14 protein-coding genes are annotated in these 22,756 nt (G+C 63.9%); 9 read left to right on the top strand and 5 right to left on the bottom strand.

The window, feature by feature from the left end; genetic code table 11:
• Window positions 1-169 precede the first annotated feature (169 nt).
• On the top strand, window positions 170-4,093 hold the full coding sequence (locus tag KIT10_10165) for a T9SS type A sorting domain-containing protein (protein ID MCW5899623.1): 3,924 nt from the start codon (window positions 170-172) through the stop codon (window positions 4,091-4,093).
• 56 nt (window positions 4,094-4,149) lie between these two features.
• Here KIT10_10165 and KIT10_10160 read toward each other — a convergent pair whose 3' ends face one another.
• The 4 genes from KIT10_10160 to KIT10_10145 are packed head-to-tail and all read right to left on the bottom strand — an operon-like array spanning window position 4,150 to window position 8,271.
• Entirely contained in the window at window positions 4,150-5,070 is a 921-nt protein-coding gene (locus KIT10_10160; GenBank protein ID MCW5899622.1) for a TIGR01777 family oxidoreductase, read from the bottom strand.
• Window positions 5,071-5,108: 38 nt separating this feature from the next.
• Window positions 5,109-6,797, bottom strand: a complete 1,689-nt coding sequence (locus KIT10_10155) for a hypothetical protein (protein MCW5899621.1) — start codon at window positions 6,795-6,797, stop codon at window positions 5,109-5,111.
• 25 nt (window positions 6,798-6,822) lie between these two features.
• Entirely contained in the window at window positions 6,823-7,383 is a 561-nt protein-coding gene (locus KIT10_10150; protein ID MCW5899620.1) for a DinB family protein, read from the bottom strand.
• A 6-nt stretch (window positions 7,384-7,389) separates the two neighbouring features.
• Entirely contained in the window at window positions 7,390-8,271 is an 882-nt protein-coding gene (locus KIT10_10145) for a hypothetical protein (protein MCW5899619.1), read from the bottom strand.
• Between the two features lie 81 nt (window positions 8,272-8,352).
• Here KIT10_10145 and KIT10_10140 point away from each other — a divergent pair, with 81 nt between their 5' ends.
• The 6 genes from KIT10_10140 (at window position 8,353) to infB (ending at window position 17,478) form a co-directional block, all read left to right on the top strand.
• On the top strand, window positions 8,353-8,718 hold the full coding sequence (locus tag KIT10_10140) for a hypothetical protein (protein MCW5899618.1): 366 nt from the start codon (window positions 8,353-8,355) through the stop codon (window positions 8,716-8,718).
• 103 nt (window positions 8,719-8,821) lie between these two features.
• Window positions 8,822-11,632 carry a 2-oxoglutarate dehydrogenase E1 component gene (locus KIT10_10135; GenBank protein ID MCW5899617.1) on the top strand — a complete coding sequence of 937 codons (2,811 nt, stop codon included), beginning with the start codon at window positions 8,822-8,824 and terminating at the stop codon, window positions 11,630-11,632.
• Between the two features lie 41 nt (window positions 11,633-11,673).
• Complete coding sequence (gene odhB / locus KIT10_10130) at window positions 11,674-12,930, top strand: 2-oxoglutarate dehydrogenase complex dihydrolipoyllysine-residue succinyltransferase (protein MCW5899616.1); 1,257 nt, start codon at window positions 11,674-11,676, stop codon at window positions 12,928-12,930.
• A gap of 130 nt (window positions 12,931-13,060) precedes the next feature.
• A complete protein-coding gene (locus tag KIT10_10125; protein MCW5899615.1) occupies window positions 13,061-13,555 on the top strand; it encodes a hypothetical protein in 495 nt (164 codons plus the stop codon).
• Window positions 13,556-13,562: 7 nt separating this feature from the next.
• Window positions 13,563-14,801 carry a transcription termination/antitermination protein NusA gene (nusA, locus tag KIT10_10120; GenBank protein MCW5899614.1) on the top strand — a complete coding sequence of 413 codons (1,239 nt, stop codon included), beginning with the start codon at window positions 13,563-13,565 and terminating at the stop codon, window positions 14,799-14,801.
• Window positions 14,802-14,853: 52 nt separating this feature from the next.
• On the top strand, window positions 14,854-17,478 hold the full coding sequence (infB, locus tag KIT10_10115; GenBank protein MCW5899613.1) for a translation initiation factor IF-2: 2,625 nt from the start codon (window positions 14,854-14,856) through the stop codon (window positions 17,476-17,478).
• 15 nt (window positions 17,479-17,493) lie between these two features.
• On the opposite strand, the gene KIT10_10110 is transcribed toward infB, so the two are convergent.
• On the bottom strand, window positions 17,494-17,907 hold the full coding sequence (locus KIT10_10110) for an SPOR domain-containing protein (GenBank protein MCW5899612.1): 414 nt from the start codon (window positions 17,905-17,907) through the stop codon (window positions 17,494-17,496).
• 377 nt (window positions 17,908-18,284) lie between these two features.
• On the opposite strand from KIT10_10110, the gene KIT10_10105 reads away from it, so the two are divergent.
• Window positions 18,285-19,526 (top strand): c-type cytochrome, encoded by a 1,242-nt coding sequence (locus KIT10_10105; GenBank protein ID MCW5899611.1) that lies wholly within the window; start codon window positions 18,285-18,287, stop codon window positions 19,524-19,526.
• Between the two features lie 18 nt (window positions 19,527-19,544).
• On the top strand, window positions 19,545-22,748 hold the full coding sequence (locus tag KIT10_10100) for a TAT-variant-translocated molybdopterin oxidoreductase (protein MCW5899610.1): 3,204 nt from the start codon (window positions 19,545-19,547) through the stop codon (window positions 22,746-22,748).
• Window positions 22,749-22,756 lie beyond the last annotated feature (8 nt).

The following is a 22,756-nucleotide window of genomic DNA, read 5'->3' as shown; positions in this document are numbered from 1 at the left end:
CCCATGTGGAACACCTCCGCTTGGGCGGTCCCTGTTGTGGGCGGCCCGGTGAAGTGAAGGAATGGCCACAAGCCTTCGACCGACTTTGAAACCAACAAACCCAATACACATGAGAAACGCTTACGCTAAGCCCCTCTCCGGCTTGGCCGGATGTTGTCGCTGGGCCGCCATGCTCGGGTTCTTCCTGTTTGTGGCTTCCAGCGCCATGGCGCAACCACCGGCGAACGATGACTGCAACAACGCCACCCTGATCGGTGACGGCCCCACACCTTTCGTCACCTCGGGCGCCACCGGCGCGGACATCACCTCATGCACTTTCAGTGACAACGTGGACGTGTGGTTCCGCTATGTGGCCAGCTGCACGGGCGTGGCCACGGCTACCACCTGTGGAGCCGCCACTTATGACACGGCCCTGGCTGCCTTTTCCGCCTGTGGCGGTGCCGAACTGGCCTGCAACGATGATGCTTGCGGCCTGCAGAGCACGATCACCTTCAATGTCACGGCTGGTACTTCCTATTGGGTGCGCGTCTCTGGCTACAATGGCGCCTCTGGTAGCGGCACCCTGACCATGCTTTGCCAGGACGAGAGTTCCTTCCCCGCCAACAACGACTGTAGCAACGTCACCCCCACGGCCATCGCTGTACCTGGAAGCGATTCTTTCAGTGGTGACTCCTTCGGCGCCACCGACAGCTCCATCGGGGCATCCTACGGCGCCCCCCAGGTGTGGGAAGCCTTCACCATCACCGAGTGCGCTGATGTGACCATCGACCTCTGCGGGTCGCCGCAGATCTTCGATCCGATGTTCATCGGCATCTCCTCGGGTTGCCCGGCCGGTTTCCCGGACAACTATGTCTTCTCCACCTCCTGGGCCTTCAGCTGTGCCGATGGCAACATCAGCATGTTCTTCTACAACCTGCAGCCCGGATCCTATTGGGTGCCGGTGATCGCCCAGCCCGGCGGCCCATACACCTTGAACATCAGCACGGTGGCTTGCGCAGGTGCACCGAGCAACGACGATTGCAACAACGCCATCCTCATCGGCGACGGTGCCACGCCCTTCTCCAACCTGGGCTCCACCGGCACGGACATCACCAGCTGTGCCTTCAATGACAACACGGACGTGTGGTTCCGCTATGTGGCCACCTGCGACGGAACGGCCACGGCCACGACCTGCGCTGGCGCCACTTTCGACACCACCCTGGGGGCCTTCAGCGCCTGCGATGGTGCCGAATTGGCATGCAACGATGACGCCTGCGGCCTGCAAAGCACGGTCACCTTCGCGGTCACAGCCGGCACCTCCTACTGGATCCGCGTGGCCGGCTACAACGGCGCCGTTGGTGATGGAACACTAACCCTGAGCTGCTCCAGTGGCCCACCCCCTCCGGGTGGTCCGTGCTGCACTGCCCATACCGGCACCGGCTGTGAGAACGCCGCTTGCCAAGCCGCCATTTGTGCCGCCGATCCTTTCTGCTGCGACACGCAGTGGGATGGCCTATGCGCCGGTGATGCGGTGGCCAATGCCAACAGTGGAGGAGTCTGCAACGGCGTGAGCGACTGCCCAGGCGGCCCGCCCCCCCCGGGTGGCACCTGCTGCACCGCGCATCCGGGCACCGGCTGCAGTGATGCGGCCTGTCAGGCGCTCATCTGCGCGGCCGACCCCTTCTGCTGCAACACGCAATGGGACGGCATCTGCGCCGGAGCCGCAGTGGACAATGCGCTTGCTGGCGGGGTCTGTGCCGATGTGAGCGATTGCCCCGGCTTCACCGAACCACCTGCCAACAACGACTGCTCGGATGTGACGCCTGTGGCGATCCCGGTGCCGGGTTCGCAGGGCTTTACGGGCAATTCGCTGGGTGGTACCGACACTTCCGTGGGACAGTCCTATGGCGCCGCCCAAGTGTGGGAGGCGTTCACCATCACCGAGTGTGCTGATGTGACCCTCGACCTGTGCGGTTCATCGATCGTGTTCGACCCGATGTTCATCGGCATCTCCTCGGGATGCCCCGCTGAGTTCCCGGGCAACTTCATCTTCGCCAATTCCTGGGCCTTCAGCTGCCCCAATGCCAACATCGTGGCCACCTACCTGAATCTGCAACCCGGTACGTACTGGGTGCCGATCATTTCCCAGCCCGGTGGTCCCTATGTGCTCAATATCAGCACTGCGGTCTGCGGCGAACCGCCTCCTGGCGGCCCATGCTGCTCGGCACACCCGGGTATCGGCTGTGAGGATGCCGCCTGCCAGGCCGCGATCTGTGCCAATGATGCCTTCTGCTGCAGCACGCAGTGGGATGGCATCTGCGCTGGTGCGGCGGTCAACAACGCCAACATCGGTGGCGTGTGCAACGGAGTAAGCGATTGCCCTAGCGGCCCGCCGCCTCCGGGTGACGGCCCGTGCTGCACGGCCAATGGCACCCCGGGTTGCGAAGATCCCGCCTGCCAAGCCGTGATCTGCGCCAATGATCCCTTCTGCTGCAACACGCAGTGGGATGGCATCTGCGCTGGTGCGGCGGTCAACAACGCCAATGTTGGAGGCGTATGCAATGGAGCAAGCGATTGCCCCAGCGGCCCGCCTCCTCCGGGTGACGGCCCCTGCTGCACGGCCAATGGCACCCCGGGCTGCGAAGACCCGGCCTGCCAGGCCCTCATCTGCGCTGCCGATCCCTTCTGCTGCAACACGCAGTGGGATGGCCTCTGCGCTGGTGCCGCATTGAACAACGCCGTCCAAGGCGGGGTCTGCGCCGATGTGAGCGACTGCCCAGGGTTCACCGAACCACCTGCCAACAACGATTGCGACGACGTGGTGCCCGTGCTGATCCCGGTACCGGGTGCTGACACCTTCACCGGCAACTCGCTTGGAGGTACGGATAGTTCCGTTGGCCAGACCTACGGTGCCCCCCAAGTGTGGGAGGCCTTCACCATCACCGAGTGCGCCGATGTGACGATCGATCTGTGCGGTTCGCCCATCGTGTTCGATCCGATGTTCATCGGTATCTCATCGGGTTGCCCGGCTGAATTCCCCGGCAACTTCATCTTCTCCACGTCCTGGTCGTTCACCTGCTCGGATGGCAACATCATCCTCCTGTACCTGAACCTGCAGCCCGGTACCTACTGGGTGCCGGTCATCTCGCAGCCGGGTGGTCCCTATGTATTGAACGTGAGCACGGTGCCTTGCGGTTCAACGCCCACTGGTCCTTGCTGCTCCGCCAATGGAACCCCAGGCTGTGATGATGCCGGTTGCCAGGCGGTTATCTGTGCCGCCGATCCCTTCTGCTGCGATACCGCATGGGATGGCATCTGCGCCGGTGCGGCCATTGACAACGCCAACGCGGGTGGCGTCTGCGCCGGTGTGACCGATTGCCCGGGCAGCACCGATTGCGAACCGGTGGGTGCCGAGTCCGAACTTTTCGAAAAGATCAGCAACGTGACCTTCTCCGACCTGAACAACGATTCGGACTCCAACGCGGGCTACGAGGACTTCACGGAGCTCCAGGCCAACGTGGAGCTGAATGTGACCTATCCGATCAGTGTCACCGGCAGCAACACCTTCTCCGAGGACCAGGTGTATGTGTGGATCGATTGGAACCAGAACGGGACCTTCGAGGATACCGAACTGGCCTTCGTATCCGCCATGGGTGTGGGTCCCTACACGGGCGACATCACCATCCCGGGTAACGCGGTCCTGGGTGTCACCAAGATGCGTGTGCGCCTGGTGGACATGCACGATGGCAGCAGCTATCCCAACGTCCCCAACAACACGCCCTGCGGCCTGTCCACTTACGGACAGGTGGAGGACTACTCGGTGAAGATCGAGCAAGGCGTGGGTGTGGCGGATGTTGCGGGCGAGGGTGTCTGGACGCTGTTCCCGAACCCCGGCAATGGCGACATCTCCCTGCTCTATACGGCTGATGCCGGCAGGGTGCAGGTGGAGGTCTATGACATGACCGGCCGTCTGATGCACACAGGCCAGCATGTGATGGTCCCAGGCGCCCCGGCGCTCCTGAGCCTCTCGGGTGTGCTTGCCCCGGGCACCTACGTCATGCGCATCAATGGTGGCTTCGGCACGCACGAGAAGCGATTCGTGGTGCAGAAGTAGGCCGACAGTTCCTGTGTGGAAGGCCGCCGCGCGCAAGCGTGGCGGCCTTTCGCTTTTCAGGCGTTCCGGACGTGGGAGCCGAGCAGGTCGCCCAGCGCTTCGCGTAGCGTGGGGTGCTTCAACTGGAAGCCTGTGGCGAGCAGCTTGCCATGGCTGGCGCGCGTCCCGTTCAGCAGCACGGTGGCCATGCCCCCCAGCACCAGGCGAAGCGCGAAACCGGGGACCGCAGGCAGGATGAAGGGCTTATGCAGCGCCCTGGCCAATTCTCGCATGAAGTCCCTGTTGCGCTTGGGATCGGATGAGGTGACATGGTACGCACCCGACATGCCCCCATCATCCAAGGCATGCACGAAGGCCCGCACCGCATCATCGATATGCACCCAGTTCATCCATTGGCGACCAGTGCCCAAAGGTGCCCCCAAGCCCCAGCGCACCGGTGTGGCCATGCGCGGCAAGGCGCCGCCCTCGCGGGCCAATACGATGGGCAGGCGCAGCTTTACGGTGCGGCAAGTGCCTTCCCAGCGGTCCACGGCGCTCTCCCAAGCCTGGCAGATGCGCCCGATGGTGTCGTTACCGGGAGGGTCGTCCTCCGTGAGTATCGCATCCGATGTGCTGGCTCCATAGCGATCGATGCCTGCGGAGCTGACGATCACCTCGGGCCGCACGTCCATGGTCCGCGTTAGTTCCAGCAGGAATTCGGCACTGTCCGCCCGGCTCGCGATCAACTCCCGCACACGGCTTCCACTCCAGCGTTTGTCCGCGATGCCGGCGCCAGCGAGATGGACGATGCGCTCCACACCTTCCAATGCGCCCGGATCCATCGTGCGACGTGAAGGGTCCCAAACCAGCACGGGGATGCCATCCACGCCGCCCGCCCGGCGGCCAAGCATGCGCACGTCATGTCCCTGGGCCACCAAGGCCTTGCCCAAGGCGCGGCCCAATAAGCCAGTGCCGCCGGTGATGAGGGTGCGTGCCATGAAAGTTGAACATCTGGCGGCCGCCCGGGTTCAAAGGATCAACGGATCAACACCACCCGTTGGGGACGAATGACGGCCGAAGTCGGAAAGACGAGCAGGTAGGTGCCATTGGCCAGATCCCGAGGCAGTGCGAACCAGGAACCGGCTCCGCCGGCCAATAGCGTCCCTTGGGAACGCTCGGCCCCTTGCATGTCGAGCAGGAGATAAGGGACCACGGATCCGGCGGGAACCTGCAATCCGGAAACCCAAGCGCCATCCGCCATGGGGTTGGGGCGTACCCGGAGTTCTACGGCCGCGATCGTTTCCAACCCGAGCAGGTCGCACAATGGATCATCATCCGGCAGCATGGTCACCTGAACCTCCGCGAAAGACTTGCAGTTGGGGAAGGAGGTGATGGTGTACGAATACGCGCCGGCAGGATCCGTGGCGGGGTTGAACCACCCGGAATGGGGCGTGCCTGTGGGGTCCGTCCACACCCCGCCGGGTGGCGGCGCGGAGGCCATGCTGTCGGCCAGAAAGAATTCAGGCAGCTGGGAACAAGCCAGCGCCGACCCACCCGCGAACGGCTCCGGGGTGGGGTGGATGGTCATGGTGTAGGTATAGGTCTGCAGGCCGCGATAGGGGCACGCGTTGTCCAACACCTTGATGCCGAAATGCCGGGTGCCTGGTTGCGCGGCGAGCGCATCCCAGCAGATGGTGGCCACCACGGGATTGGTGCCGTTGAGGGTGAATCCTGCACCGGGCAGCACCATCTCCACGTTCGAGGAGACTTCCAAGGCCTGGGTGGAGTTCACATCGGTGAAGACCATTTGCATGCATCCTGTCCCGCCTGAGCACAGGGCCGCCGAACGACTGCCGGTAAGCACACCGTCGCCCACCACGGAGGTGATCGTGCCCGCATTGATCGCAGGCACGTTGTTGTCGCAGGGCGTGGTGGTGAAGATGTAGTCCCGCAGTACGCTTCCCTTCCACGCACCGCCGGGCTGGTATTCATCCACTTGCACCACCACCACCACCGAACCTTGGACCGATGGGAGGTAGGAGATGCGTCCGGTGATGGGATCGATGGTCAGGTCGGTGAAAGGAATGGCGCCGAACCAGGGAATTTGGTAGAAGATCGGCTGGGGTACGGGCGCCGCGTAGCGGGCATCCACCAGGCTGAACACCAGGCTGTCACCATCGGCCTCCACCACCATGGGGTCATAGTGCATGGCCTGCCCGGCGCACACCAGAGGTGGCATGTGGTCCGTGAAATACGGCGAGTTGTTGCAGGCGCCTTCCGTATTGTCCAACCCCGCCACGATGTACAGGCCGGCATTGCCGTTGGCGTTGATCACCGTGGGGCGGCAGCAGACGGACCAGAAAATGCGCCAGCCGGAGCAGGGGCTCAGGAACAGCTCCCTGTGGAACACATACTTCTTCATGCCGAACAACGGGCCGTCGTCACAGGTGGAATCGCCGGACTGGTCCGCGCACACGGGCGCAACGAACACCTCCTCGTCGTGGACGATGTTGGACACGGTGAAATTCACACCGCAGTCGTTGGAGAAGCTCAGGTTCTGGGGGACCACCTCCGTACCTAGGCAATCGCGGTACATGGTGAGCGTGATGCGGTAGAAATTGCCACCGAGGCATTCGTAAGTGACCGAACCACCGGCGAGGTGGTCGGCGGAGACCTGGATGGCCGCGACGAGACAAGCCACCAGCAGGGAGGAGCGAAGGCGCATGGGCAAGGGGGAACGGAGGTCCAAATTACGATGGACCGGATCCGACCTTCCGCCGACCGCCACCTGACAGCAGGCCCGCATGGCGCATGGCCTGCCCATGATGGTGGCGCACATGCACGGCCATGAAGCGAAGGCCCTGTGCGAGTGTGAGTTTGCCCGCCACGGGATGTTTGAAGAGTCCATGGGCCGCTGTGCCTGCGGGAAGGTCTTCCAGGCTCCTGTGCCAGTCGTCACGCACCGACCGCCACTGTATCATGGCATTCTGCCAACTGGTGTGCGGAACATCGGAGATGATGCGCGGGGCCTTCCACCGCACCGGCGTGGCAAGCGCCACACGGAGCGCGACCAGGCGAAAGGTGCCCGCCAGGCGCACCGGTCCATGGCCGCCATGATGCAGCTTTTTCCGCAGGTAGCTCAAAGCGCTGGTCTCGGCCTGCACCAGATGCACCACGATCTGGGCGATGCTCCATTTCCCCGTTGCAGGAGCCTGCTCCAGCAGGCCTTCCGGAAGGTGCGATACGCTGTCCAGGAACGCCTTCCGTTCATGCTCCATCCGGGTGAATGCTCGATCCAGGGAGCGTTCCATGTGGGATCAGCGCGCCCGCTCCAGGTTCTTCAGGTCGGTGTCGATGAAGCCCTCCTTCTTTCCGAAGATGGCTTGGTCGTCGTTCTGGTACATCAGCTCGCCGGTGCCCGCGTTCCACACCCGCTTGAAGCAATGCTTGTTCCGGTGGTCGCCCATGGTGATCACCACATCACTCACACAAAGCGCCGCGTCCTGGCGTTCCACAGCGGCCACCACATCGGCCAGGGTCTTCACGCTCATTCTGGCGGTGTAGTGCTCCTTCACCTGGTCGGTGCCGGGCAGGCTCTTGTCCAGATGTTCCTTGGCCAGGAGCAGGTCGTGCTCGCGTATCAGCCGGGTGCGGCCCGCGTAAGTTCGGTCGGCCGTGGCCTTGTCCCGGACCTTGCCGCCTTCCACCAGCTTCAGGTAGTCCTGCAGGTGCTTCACATAAAGGCCGGTCATCGGTCCTGCGGGACCTTCGTTCAGCGCTTTGGCATCGATCAGCAGGGATGCCAGTTCCTGGCTCGAAGGCACATTGGTATAGCCCATGGCCGTCCACGTGAGCGACTCGCCCTTCTTCGCCTTCCATCCCTGCACCAGCATCAGGAAGGTGCCCTCGAACTTCACGGGATCGGTGCGTGAGACCTTCATCAAGTAGGTCTGTTCCGGCACGATGGGGCGTGCGGCCATTTCCGCCGTGGTGACGAATTCGGTGTTGCCCGTGAAGGTCCAGTGGCTTTTCACCGCTTCCATCAAGGCGCGGTCGTAAGGTGTGCCGCCGCCGTCGAGCACCACCACCGTGGTGGTGTTCTTGGCGTTCTTCACCGCCGCCGGTTCGAAGGTGCCGTACTGGCCGTGGATGCTGGTGAGGATGGTCGCCGTGGCGAGGAGCGTGTGAAGCGTGCGCATGGTTCTGGGGTGCGGGTTTCCTGGTGCCGGGCGAAAATAGTGCCGCCTCTTCGCGCCACCTTTGGTGGACTTATCCACAGCATGACACAGGAGTTGCGAGGGACGGGCAATGGGCCGCCCAGCAGATGGCTGGACAGGGCCGAGGTGCTTCGTGCCACCGTGGAACAATTGCGCAAGGACCTGTCCATGGATGCGGAGGAATTTCCCCTGCCGGAGGTGGGTGAGGAGACCTTCGAGCGGCTTCGGGCTTCGGTGCTGCCGCGCCTGGAGGAACTGCACCGCGCCGGGACACACACCCTCCAAACGGCCATGTACCGGGTGGACATCCCGGAAGCCCACCTGCGCCGCACCATGGCCGCCGGCGGGCTGCACGCGCTGGCCGGGGAATGCGTGCTGCGGGCCCTGCAGAAGGTGCTCACCCGGGAACGCTTCGCGGGGCGCTTCTGAGGTGGGGCGGGGCCGCCACCGATCTGTGGACCGGTCGTGTACAATCCCCGACCTCCTCAACCTTCAACCTGCGAACCCGTAGGATACCTTTGCCACGGCTCCCATGGACAAGCACGCCTACCTGAGCAACGCTGACGGCGCTTCGCTCGACGCCCTCTACCAGCAGTACCTCAATGACCCCTCCTCGGTGGAAGCCGGCTGGGCCCGCTTCTTCGAGGGTTTCGAACTGGCCCGTACAGAGTACGACCTGCTGCCAGGGGCACAGGGCGCGTCCGGAGGCGCGGGCAGCGAGCACCTGCGCAAGGAGTTCAAGGTGCTGGACCTGATCAGTGGCTACCGCACCCGGGGTCACTTCTTCACACCCACCAACCCGGTGCGCGACCGGCGCAAGTACGAGCCCACCCTCGCCCTGGAGAATTTCGGGCTCAGCGAGGCCGACCTGGACATCGTGTTCGAGGCCGGCAACGAGGTGGGCATGGGCCCCGCCAAGCTGCGCGACATCGTGGCGATGCTCAAGCGGACCTACTGCGTGAGCATTGGTGTGGAGTACCGGTACATCCGCCAGCCCGAGAAGGTGAAGTGGCTGCAGGAGCGGATGGAGAAGGTGCGCAACACCCCGTCCTTCACCATCGAGGAGAAGAAGGAATTCCTCTTCAAGCTCAACCAGGCCGTGGTCTTCGAGAAATTTCTCGGCAAGAAGTTCATCGGCCAGAAGCGCTTCAGCATTGAAGGTGTGGAAACACTGATCCCCGCGCTGGACTGGATCATCGAGCACGGCGCCAAGGCGCACGACGTGAAGGACGTGGTGATCGGCATGGCCCACCGCGGCCGCCTCAACGTGCTGGCCAACACGCTGAACAAGACCTACGACCAGATCTTCGCCGAATTCGAAGGACGCGACTACGAGGACGCACTGGTGGAGGGCGACGTGAAGTACCACATGGGCTACAACAGCCGTGTGAAGACCGACAGCGGCAAGCAGGTGACCCTCACCCTGAGCCCCAACCCCAGCCACCTGGAAAGCGTGGGCCCGGTGGTGCAGGGTCTTTCGCGCGCCATCATCGAGCGCGAACATGGCTTCGACTGGCGGAAGACCGTGCCGGTGATCATCCACGGCGATGCGGCCATCGCGGGACAGGGCGTGGTGTACGAAGTGGTGCAGATGGCCGGGTTGAAGGCCTACACCACCGGTGGCACCGTGCACATCGTCACCAACAACCAGGTGGGTTTCACCACCAACTACATCGACGGCCGCACCAGCATCTACTGCACCGATGTGGCCAAGGTGACCCAGTGCCCCATCTTCCACGTGAACGCCGACGACGTGGAGGCCGTGGCCTTCGCGATCGAACTGGCGCTGGACTACCGGCAGGAGTTCGGTCAGGACGTGTTCATCGACCTGCTGGGCTACCGCCGCCACGGCCACAACGAGGGCGATGAGCCCAAGTTCACGCAGCCTGTGCTGTACAAGGCCATCGCCAAGCACCCCGATCCGCGCGAGATCTACATGACCAAGCTGCTGGAGAGCGGCGTGGCACAGGCGCGCGAACTGGCCCAGGAGATGGAGCAGCAGTTCCAGGACATGCTTCAGGCGCGGCTCGACGATGCCAGGCAGATAGCGAAGAGCCGGATCACACCCTTCCTCGCGCACCGCTGGCAGGGCTTCGAGCGGCCGGACATCAGCGCCTTCGACGAGAGCCCCGAGACCGGCGTGGCCAAGAAGACCCTGAAGCACATCGGCGCCAAGCTCAGCGAGGTCCCGGCGGACAAGAAGTTCTTCGGCAAGCTGGAGCGCATCCTGAAGGACCGCGCCCGCATGATGGAGGAGGAGAAGCTGGACTGGGCGATGGGCGAATTGCTCGCCTACGGAAGTCTCGCCATGGAGGGCCACCCCATGCGCCTCACCGGGCAGGACGTGGAGCGCGGCACCTTCAGCCACCGCCACGCCGTGGTGAAGGTGGAGGACAGCGAGGAGGAGTACATGCACCTGCAGCACCTGAGCAAGGACCAGGGGCTGGTGGAGATCTACAACAGCCTGCTCAGCGAATACGCCGTGATGGGCTTCGAGTACGGCTACGCCTTCTACGAGCCGCACGCGCTGCAACTGTGGGAGGCCCAGTTCGGCGACTTCGTCAACGGGGCGCAGATCATCCTGGACCAGTACCTGTGCGCCGCCGAGGAGAAGTGGAACGCCATGAACGGCCTGGTGCTGCTGCTGCCGCACGGCTACGAGGGCCAGGGCGCCGAACACAGTAGCGCGCGCATGGAACGTTTCCTCGCCACCGCCGCCGACGGCAACATGCAGCTGGTGAACTGCACCACGCCGGCCAACTTCTTCCATGTGCTGCGCCGACAGGTGCACCCGCAACGCAACTTCCGGCGGCCGCTGGTGGTCTTCACGCCCAAGAGCCTGCTGCGCCACCCGCGCTGCACCAGCACGCTGGACGAGCTCGCCAAGGGCCGCTTCCGCGAGACCATCGACGATGCCCAGGCCGACCCGAAGAAGGTGACCAGCGTGATCCTCTGCCAGGGCAAGATCTACTATGAGCTGCTGGAGAAACAGGAGGAACTCGGCGCGGAGGACACCGCCATCGTGCGGGTGGAACAGTTGCACCCGCTGCCGGACAAGCAGCTGGCCTCGATCCTGAAGCGTTACAGCAACGCCACGCGCTGGCTGTGGGTGCAGGAGGAGCCCGCCAACATGGGCGCCTGGATGTACATGCAGATGCACTTCACCGAGCGTCCCGTGCTGGGTGCCTTCAAGCTCACTCGTGTGAGCCGTGACGCCAGCGGTGCGCCTGCCACCGGCAGCAGTGTGCGCCATGCCCTGCAGCAGAAGGCGATCATTGAGCAGGCCTTCTCAGGGCGTGCCGCCAATGGTGCCAAAACGAAGTCCGCCAAGGCCCGCGCGTGATCGCGACCTGCAACCACCAACTCCAACCGCCTCAACCTCCAATGTCCACCGTAGACATCAAAGTCCCCAGCCCCGGCGAAAGCATCAGCGAGGTCCGCATCGCGCAATGGCTCGTGAAGAGCGGCGACACCGTGGAAAAGGACCAGGCGATCGCCGAGATCGACAGCGACAAGGCCACCCTGGAGCTGAGCGCCGAAGCGGAAGGTCGCGTGGAGCTGCTGGTGGAGGCCGATGCCACAGTGAACGTGGGCGACGTGGTGGCGCGGATCGATACGAGTGTGAAGGCGGAGAAGAAGGTGACGGAGGTGAAGAAGGAGGCCGCCAAGAGCGGTGAGAACGGGAAGAGCGGTGAGAAGGTGAAGGAGGCCGTGGAGGTGAAGAAGGAGGAGAAGGTGACCGTGGCCGCCAGTGCGACGCCGGTGGCCAAGGCGATGATCACCGACCGCGGCCTGGACGCCGGCAAGGTGAAAGGCAGCGGCCCCAACGGGCGCATCACCAAGAGCGACGTGGAGGCCTACATCGCCGGCGGTGTGGAGGCGCCAACGATGATGAACGGCTGGGGCGGTTCACGTGAGCAGAGCCGCAACAAGATGAGCACCCTGCGCAAGAAGGTGGCCGAGCGTCTGGTGAGCGTGAAGAACCAGACCGCCATGCTCACCACCTTCAATGAGGTGGACATGAGCCCGGTGATGGAGTTGCGCAACCGGTTCAAGGACAAGTTCAAGGAGGCCCACGGCGTGAACCTGGGCTTCATGAGCTTCTTCACCAAGGCGGTGACCGAGGCCCTGCGCCAGTTCCCCGCCGTGAACGCCATGATCGACGGCGACGAGATGGTGCTGCACGACTACGCCGACATCGGCATCGCCGTGAGCTCACCGAAGGGCCTGATGGTGCCTGTGCTGCGCAACGCCGAACGCATGTCGCTCGCGGAGATCGAGGCGAAGATCAAGGAGCTCGCCGTGAAGGCGCGCGACGGCAAGCTGAGCATCGACGAGATGAGCGGCGGCACCTTCACCATCACCAACGGCGGCGTGTTCGGCAGCATGCTCAGCACCCCCATCCTCAACCCGCCGCAGAGCGCTATCCTGGGCATGCACAACATCGTGGAGCGCCCCGTGGCCGTGAACGGGCAGGTGGTCATCCGCCCCATCATGTACGTGGCGCTCAGCTACGACCACCGCATCATCGACGGCAAGGAGAGCGTGAGCTTCCTGATGGCCGTGAAGCAGATGATCGAGAGCCCGGACAAGATGGTCTTCGGCGGCAAGGATCCCGGGGAGGTGCTGTTGGGGCTGTAGTATATGTGGGCATACCGCCCGGGCCCATCCGGGTCAACCCCACCAGTCGATGGTCCCAGTTCCCTGCGGATCGCTACATTTGCACCCGAAAGTCGGCGGAAGATGAGGAAGAGGGGACCGCCCCTCTTTTTTGTTCCCCGCCTTTTCGGAGAAGAACAGCATGGTCACCGTGGAGCAGGTACGCGACATCGTGGAGAAACACCTGGAGGGCACCCCGCATTTCCTGGTGGACGTGGCCGTGCGCCCCGGCGGCAAGGTGCTGGTGGAGGTGGACAACGACAAGGCCATCACCATTGAGGAACTGGCCCGGCTGAACCGCGCTGTGCGCGAAGAGCTGGGCGAGGCCGCCGACGACTGTGAGATGAGCTTCAGCAGCCCCGGCATGGGCCGCCCCTTCAAGGTGGAACGGCAGTACCGCAAGCACATCGGCCGCATGGTGGAGGTGCTTCGCCAGGATGGCCGTACCCTGCAGGGCCAGCTGGCCCTCCATGATGAACAACATACCGGCATCCGCATCCTGCACCCCAGCAAGGTGAAGGGCCGGCCGCCCAAGATGGACGAGGAGATCACCTTGATCCCCCGTACCGAGATCAGAGCCACACAAACGATCATCAAGTTCAATTGAACGTGCCATGAGCACCGTGAATCTCATCGAGTCCTTCAGCGAGTTCAAGGACCTCAAGAACATCGACCGCGTGACCATGATGGGCATCCTGGAGGATGTCTTCCGGGGCGTGGTAAGACGCCGCTTCGGCGAGGAGGCCAATGTGGACATCATCATCAACCCCGACAAGGGCGACCTGGAGATCTGGCTCAACCGCGAGATCGTGGACGATGATGAACTGGAGGACGACAACAAGCAGATCGCCCTGAGCGAGGCGCGCAAGATCGAGCCCGACTTCGAGGTGGGCGAGGAGGTGAGCCAGGAAGTGAAGATCGAGGACTTCGGCCGCCGCAACATCCTCAGCCTGAAGCAGAACCTCCAGAGCCGCATCATGGAACTGGAGAAGGACCACCTGTACAACAAGTACAAGGAGCGGGTGGGCGAGATCATCACCGGCGAGGTGTACCAGATCTGGAAGCGCGAGACGCTGATCCTGGATGACGAGGGCAACGAGCTTATCATGCCCAAGGACCAGCAGATCAAGAGCGACTTCTTCAAGAAGGGCGATTCCGTACGTGCCGTGGTGTGGAAAGTGGAGATGCGCAACAACACCCCCGTGGTGATCCTGAGCCGCACCGCGCCGGAATTCCTCGAGAAGCTCTTCGAACAGGAGGTGCCCGAAGTGGCCGATGGACTCATCACCATCAAACGCATCGTGCGCGAACCCGGTGAACGGGCCAAGGTGGCGGTGGAGAGCTACGACGACCGCATCGATCCGGTGGGCGCCTGTGTGGGCATGAAGGGCAGCCGCATCCACGGCATCGTGCGCGAGTTGCGCAACGAGAACATCGATGTGATCAACTACACGGCCAATGACCAGCTCCTCATCCAGCGCGCACTCAGCCCCGCCAAGGTGGGCGAGATCAAGCTGGACCACGAGCACAAGCGCGCCGAGGTGTACATGAAGCCCGACCAGGTGGCGCTCGCCATCGGCAAGGGCGGCCACAACATCAAGCTGGCCGGCCGTCTCACGGGCTTCGACATCGACGTGTACCGCGAGACCGATGAGGTGACCGACGACGTGAGCCTCGACGAGTTCGGCGACGAGATCGAGCAGTGGATCATCGAGGAACTGAAGAAGATCGGTTGTGACACCGCCCGCAGCGTGCTGGACATCCCCGCGGAGGACCTGGTGAAACGCACCGACCTGGAGGAGGAGACCGTGAACGAGGTGCTGCGCATCCTGCGCACCGAACTGGAGGCATGACGGCCACGCGCCATGGCGCGTCCGTGACGAACGACCGAACGAACATCACCGCATGAGCGAAGCGAAGGACAAGAGCACACGACTGAGCAAGGTGGCCCGGGAATTCAACCTGGCCCTGAGCACCGTGGTGGAGTTCCTGGAGTCGAAAGGCCACCGGGTGGAGAGCAACCCGAACACCAAGATACCGGGTGAACTCCACGACCTGCTGCTCGAGGAATTCGGATCCGACAAGGAGATCAAGCAGAAGAGCCGCACGGTGGTGCAGCAACGCCAGGAACGCGAGACCATCACCCTGGCGGGCGCCGAACCCAAGGAGGAGCCCAAGCCGGCCGAGGAGGCCGAGGTGCTCATCCACAACATGCCACAGGAACCACCGCCGCCCAGCGCGCCGGAACCCGAGGTGATCCGGGCCAAGGCGGGGAAGGCTTCGGTGAAAGTGGTGAAGAAGATCGATCTCGACGCACCGAAGAAGAAAGCCGCCGCCGAGCCACCGCCCGAGCCGCCCAAGGTGGTGCCACCGCCCGCCCCGGCGCCCGAACCCCCGCCGGAGCCGGAGACCATCCGCGTGAATGTGCAGAAGCTCGCCGGTGTGAAGCAGCTTGGCAAGATCGAGCTGCCGGTGGAGAAGGAGCGCAAGCCCGCCGAACGCGGCGACATTGACGATCGCAAGGGCCGCCGCAAGCGCATCGTGAAGCCTGGTCCGGTGAACATCGACCGTGCCGTGCAGCAGGAGCAGCGCACCACCGGCGGTCCGGGCCGCCCGGGGGAATTGGACGAGAACGCCGTGAAGAAGAAGGTGAGCGAGACCCTCGCACGCCTCACCGGCAGTGGCAAGAGCAAGTCCTCACGCATGCGTCGCGACAAACGCGACCAGCGCTACCTGCGCCTGGAGGAGGAACAAGCCGCACGCGAACTCGCCGGCCGCACCATCCAGGTCACCGAGTTCGTTACGGCCAGTGAACTGGCTTCCATGATCGGTGTGCCGGTCACCGACATCATCAAGGCCTGTTTCAGCCTGGGCATGATGGTGAGCATCAACCAGCGTCTGGATGCTGAGACCCTCTCCGTGATCGCCGAGGAATACGGCTTCAAGGTGGAATTCGTCGGCGCCGACGTGCAGGAGAACATCCAGCAGGAACCCGACGATCCCGCACGCGTGGCCCCACGCCCGCCCATCGTCACGGTCATGGGCCATGTGGACCACGGCAAGACCTCCCTGCTCGACCACATCCGCAAAGCCAACGTGATCGCCGGCGAGGCCGGTGGCATCACCCAGCACATCGGGGCCTACAGCGTCACCTTGGAGAACGGCAAGCGGATCACCTTCCTGGATACCCCGGGCCACGAGGCCTTCACTGCCATGCGTGCACGTGGCGCGCAGGTCACCGATATCGCCATCATCGTCATCGCCGCCGATGACAGCGTGATGCCGCAGACCCGCGAGGCCATCAACCACGCGCAGGCGGCCGGTGTGCCCATGGTCTTCGCCTTCAACAAGATCGACAAGGAAGGCGCCAACGCGGACAAGATCCGCGAGGAACTCAGCCAGATGAACATCCTGGTGGAGGATTGGGGGGGCAAATTCCAAAGCCAGGAGATCAGCGCCAAGCAGGGCAAGAACGTGGACCAGCTCCTGGAAAAGGTGCTGCTGGAAGCCGAGATGCTCGACCTGAAGGCCGATGCGGGCAAGCGCGCCCATGGGGTGGTGATCGAAAGCACCCTGGAACAGGGCCGCGGCTATGTGACCACCCTGCTGGTGGACGCGGGCACGCTCCGGCGCGGGGATGTGATCCTGGCGGGCCAGTACAGTGGCCGGGTTCGCAACATGTTCAATGAGCGGGGCCAGGGCATCGCCGAGGCCGGCCCCAGCACGCCCGCCAGCATCCTGGGCCTGGATGGCGCGCCCAACGCGGGTGATCAGTTCCTGGTCTTCGAGGACGAGCGCGACGCGCGCGCCATCGCCACGCGCCGCCAGCAGTTGCAGCGCGAACAGGGCATGCGCACACGCAAGCACATCACCCTGGACGAGATCGGCCGGCGCCTGGCGATCGGCGACTTCAAGGAACTCAACATCATCGTCAAGGGCGATGTGGACGGCTCCGTGGAAGCGCTCACCGATTCACTGCTGAAGCTCAGCACCGAGCAGATCAAGGTGAACGTGATCCACCGTGCGGTGGGGCCGATCGCCGAAAGCGATGTGCTGCTCGCCAGCGCCTCCAATGCCATCATCGTCGGCTTCCAGGTGCGCCCCACGGTGGGTGCACGCAAGCTGGCCGAGACCGAGGAGATCGACATCCGGCTCTACTCCATCATCTACAAGGCCATCGAAGAGGTCAAGCAGGCCATGGAAGGCATGCTGGCACCGCGCGAGGAGGAGAGGATCGTCGGCTCGGCCGAAGTACGCGAGACCTTCCGCATCAGCAAGGTGGGCACCGTGGCCGGCTGCTTCGTCACCGACGGCAAGATCGAGCGCAAGAACAAGGTGCGCCTGATCCGCGATGGCATCGTGGTCTATACCGGCGACCTTGATGCGTTGAAGCGGTTCAAGGACGAGGTGAAGGAGGTGACCCACGGATACGAGTGTGGCCTCTCCATCAAGAATTTCAACGACATCAAGGTCGGCGACGTGGTCGAGGCCTTCGTGGTGGAGGAGGTGAAGCGGACGCTGGAAGGCTGATCGCTCGCGGCCCAGTCAAGGCACGCGCGGCGGTTCGATCTCGTCCGGCACGATATAGCTGCCGGGGTGCGACACTTTCAATTCCTGTAGGAACCGTTCGGCTTCCAAGCGGGTGCGCAGGTCGCCCACGCGCAGCCTGAAATTGGGTGCCAACCAGCTGAGGTACGCGGGCACGTCAGGATATTTCTGGAGGAAGGCCCGTTTGGTCTCCTCGGCAGTGCGCCGATCGCCCAGGAAGATCTGCACGCGATAGCCCTGCTGTGGACCGGGCATGTCGCGGTAGTCCTGCATCAGGCGCGCGATCCGCGGATCGGCTTCAACCTGGACCCGGCCTGTCGCCCCCAAGGGTCTGGTGGCCACGGTATCCGTCACAGGGGTATCCACCACCGCCGTCATGGTTCCCCTGCCATAGGGCTCGAACAGGCGCACCGGTGGAGATCCTTCCTGGCCGTGCGCTGGAAAGCAGCCCGCGATCGGGAGAAGGAAGACCAGGGTTCGTGCGATGTGGGGCATTGGACGATCCGGATGGGGGCGGGCGGCGGCGGGCCAAAAGTATGCCGGGGCCCTGGCCTTGGAGGTGCTTGAGGCCGCGCACTTGTTTAGAAGCGCTCTAAATAGCGACGGAGCCATGACACACCCCATCGGGCGTCGTCCCCGGTTCGCATGGCCTTATATTTTTGCGCCCGGATCAAAGGTGCCTGGTCCCTTCTAAATCGTCCGGAATGTCGCTTGCAGCAAGGATCCCAGAACGTTTCACCGGGCCACTTCATCTCCCACTCGCATTCCTGTTCCTCCTGAGCGTCGCTGTGACGCAGGCCCAGCCGGCCGATGCCGCGCTTTACGCGCAGGGCGAGAAGCTCTTCAAGGGCAATTGCGCCAGCTGCCACAAGGTTGATAAGGACCTCACCGGTCCGGCCCTGAAGGGCGCTCGTGCCCGCTGGGAAGGCCAGGGCGATATCTACGCGTGGATCAAGAACAGCCAGGCCTACCTGAAGACCGGCAACGCGTACGCCAATAAGATATACAACGACTGGAACAAGAGCGTGATGACCCCGGCGGCCGTGACCGACGAGGAGATCGACGCCATCCTTTACTACGTGGACAACTATGCGCCCCCGGTGGCGGTGGTGGATGGCGGTGGTGGAGGTGGCGCGCCACAGCCCGCTTCAGATGCCGGGTCCGCCTGGCCCTGGCTGATCGTATTGGGTCTGCTCTTCCTCATCGTGGCCATCTCCCTCAGTGGGGTCAGGAAGAGCTTGGACAACGCCGTGCGCGAAGCCGAGGGTCGCGAACCCGCTCCCGAGCTGTCCTTCGGCAAGCGCCTTGGGCAGTGGGCCTGGAACAACAAGGTCTTCGCCAGCCTCATAGGTCTTTTCGTGGTGGTGTGGCTGCTGATCCAAGGGTGGAACGCCTTGTGGGTCATCGGTGTCTATGGCGGCGATGGTGTGGAGAACTACCGTCCCGAGCAACCGATCCATTTCAACCATACCCTGCACGCCGGGCAGGACAACCTGGCCATCAACTGCCAGTACTGCCACAGCAGCGCGGAGAAGAGCAAGCATGCCGGCATCCCCAGCGCCAACATCTGCATGAACTGCCACTCGTCGGTGGAGGAGGGCCGAACACCGGCCGGCACCGCCGATATACACAAGATCTACAAGGCCGTGGGCTGGGACCCCGAGTCGCGCACCTACACCGGCGAGGAGGAACCCATCCGTTGGGTGAAGGTGCATGTGCTGCCCGACCACGCCTACTTCAGCCATGCCCAGCACGTGGGCGTGGCCAAGCTGGATTGCCAGGAGTGCCACGGCCCCATCGACACGGAGATGGAGGTGGCCGAGCATTGGGCGCCCCTCACCATGGGCTGGTGCATCCAGTGCCACGGCGACCGCGAAGTGAACATGGCCGGCAACGGCTACTACGATGAAGTGATGGCCCGCCTGCACGAGACAGACATGGGCCACAACGAGTTGAAGAAGTACCTGGAGGACGGCAAGATCACCGTGAAGGAACTTGGTGGCTGGGAATGCGCCAAGTGCCATTACTAAGACCGAACAACGCGCCGCATGTCGAGCACGAAGCGATATTGGAAAGACCTCGGGGAGCTCCACCGCGATCCCGCGAGCACCGAAGGCCAGGAGCATGAGTTCCCTCAGCAGCTGGCGATCGATCAGGTGCTCGGCGACGCTTCATTCCAGGGCGCCGCCACGGGACGCCGTGATTTCCTGAAGTTCCTGGGCTTCTCCCTGGGCGCAGCCACCCTGGCCGCCTGCGAGACCCCGGTGGTGAAGTCCATCCCCTACGTGAACAAGCCGGAGGACATCACCCCCGGCGTGGCCAACTGGTACGCGAGCACCTACTACGACGGTCGCGATTTCGCGAGCATCCTGGTGAAGACCCGCGAAGGCCGCCCCATCCACATCAAGGGCAACCCACGCTTCGGCATCAACCGCGATCCCGCGCTGGACAAGGGCACGATCAATTCGCGCATCAACAGCTCGGTGCTCACCCTCTATGATGGTGCCCGCCTGAAGGGTCCCATGAAACTGGGCGCCGATGGTCTGGAAGAGGCCGATCAGGGCCAGGCCGATGATGCGATCATGAAGGGCTTGGGCGCGACCGCGGCAGCGGGCAAGCGCATCGTGCTGCTCACGGATACGGTCATCAGCCCCAGCATCCGCTCGGCGGTGACCGATCTGAAAGCCAAGTACGCCACCGTGGAGCATGTGCAGTATGACACGGTGAGCCATGCCGGCGTGGTCAACGCCCACGCAGCGGCCTTCGGCAAGCGCATATTCCCCAGCTACGACCTGGGCCGGGCCGATGTGGTCGTAGCCGTGGGCGCCGACTTCCTCAGCTCCTGGGGCAGCGTCACCGAGAACGTTTGGCAGTACGCACGCCGTCGCTCACCGGAGGCCGAGGGTGGCATGGGCCGCCACTACCAGATCGAGGCGCGCATGAGCCTCTCCGGCGCCAACGCCGATGTGCGCGTGCCATTGAAACCGAGCGAACTCGCGCTGGCGGTGATCTCCCTGCATGACCACATCGCCAAGCGTGCCGGTGGAGCCCCCGTGGGCGGATCGAACGCCGATGTGGACGCCGCGACAGCTGATGCCGCCAACGCCCTGCTGGGCGCTCGGGGCCGCAGCGTTGTGCTGTGCGACAGCAACGACACCGGGGTGCAGACACTCGTGTGCGCCATCAACCATATGCTGGGCAACTACGGCAGCACCATCGACCTGACGAACCATTCGTGGTTCTTCCAGGGTGATGACGCCGGTGTGGCTCAGCTGGTGAAGGACATGAACGCCGGCTCGGTGGGCGCGCTGCTCATCGCCGGTGTGAACCCCGCTTACAGCCTGCCCGATGCGGAAGCCTTCAAAGCCGGTCTCGCGAAGGTGGGCCTCACGGTGAGTTTCAGCGGCTATGCCGATGAGACCGCCAGCCTCTGCCAGTGGGTGTGCCCCGACCACCACTACCTGGAGAGCTGGAACGACTTCATGCCGAAGGTGGGCCAATACGCACTGGCGCAACCCGCCATCCGGCCACTCTTCGCCACGCGCCAATGGCCCGAGAGCCTGCTGCGCTGGACCGGCTCCTACGCCAGCTGGCACAGCTACGTGCGCGGTGTTTGGCGTGACAATCTGGCCAGCCGGGGTGGTGTGGCCGAGGCTTTCGACGACACTTGGAACCGGGCCGTGCATGATGGTGTGTATGCCGTGGCACCGCAGCCGGTTTCTGCCGAAAGCTTCGCCGCCGATCTGGCCGGCGCCGCCACCGCCGCACGGAAAGCCGCCAGTGTCCAAGGGGAGTTCGAGTTGGTGCTCTACACTTCCGAAGCCATCGGCGATGGGCGCCATGCCAACAACCCCTGGCTGCAGGAACTGCCCGACCCGCTGACCAAGATCACCTGGGACAACTACGTGTGCATGGCACCGGCCGATGCCGAAGCCATGGGCCTGAACATCTACCTCGGCGAAAAGGCCCCCGCCAGCCTGGTGAAGGTGACCGTGGGCGACCGTACGATCGAACTGCCCGCCGTGGCCACGCCCGGCCAGAAGCGCGGCAGCGTCGCCATCGCCCTGGGTTATGGACGCGGCGCCAACGGCGAGGCCGTGGGCCTGGCGGCCGTGGTGGACGGACAGCCCGTAGGCCGCAACGCCTACCCCATGGCGGCCATGGCCGATGGCACCATGCGCTATGTGACCGGCTGTTCCATCGCCGCCACCGGTGGCACCTGGCCCATCGGCATCACGCAGACGCACCTCACGCACATGGACCGCCACAGCATCGTGCGCGAGACCAGCCTGGGCGTGTATCAAGCCGGCGACAAGAAAGCCTTCAATCCGCCGCACGAACTGTGGGTGAACGAGGACGTGAACGGTGACGGCAAGATCGACGCGCGCGACAAGAAGCCCGTCTCGGAGTTCACCCTGTGGGAGGAGCACCCTGTGGAGGGTGTGGGCCACCGCTGGGGCCTGAGCATCGACCTGAACAGCTGCATCGGCTGCGGGGTCTGCATCACCGCCTGCAACAGCGAGAACAACATCCCGGTGGTGGGCAAGGACGAGATCCGCCGCAGCCGCGAGATGCATTGGCTGCGCATCGACCGCTACTTCAGCTCCGACATGACGAAGGAGCGCGCCAAGGAGGATGGGCTGAGCAAGATCCCCATGTACCTGGCCATGGAGCGCCCCGCGGAGAACCCCAGCGTGGTGTTCATGCCGGTGATGTGCCAGCACTGCAACCACGCCCCCTGCGAAACGGTGTGCCCGGTGGCCGCCACCACGCACAGCAATGAGGGTCTGAACCAGATGACCTACAACCGCTGCATCGGCACGCGCTATTGCAGCAACAACTGCCCCTACAAGGTGCGGCGCTTCAACTGGTTCAACTATGTCTCCAAGGACTTCAGCGAGGTGAATCCCGCCTGGGACGACCTGGGCCGCATGGTGCTCAACCCCGATGTGACCGTGCGCGGCCGTGGGGTGATCGAGAAGTGCAGCATGTGTGTGCAGAGCATCCAGGCCGGCAAGCTGAAGGCGAAGAAGGAGGGCCGGCCGGTGAAGGATGGCGACATTGAGACCGCGTGCAGCGCCGCCTGCGGCACGGGCGCCATCGTCTTCGGCGACCTCAACGACAAGAAGAGCAAGGTGCGCGGCCTGGCCACGAGCGACCGCAGCTACCACATGCTGGAGGAGATCGGGGTGCGGCCCAACGTGAACTACCTGGTGAAGGTGCGCAACGTGAACGAAGAGGCCACGGCCTGAACGGACAA

This window comes from Flavobacteriales bacterium (assembly GCA_026129465.1).
Taxonomy (GTDB): domain Bacteria; phylum Bacteroidota; class Bacteroidia; order Flavobacteriales_F; family PHOS-HE28; genus PHOS-HE28.
This window is presented reverse-complemented; position numbering and strand designations above follow the sequence as displayed.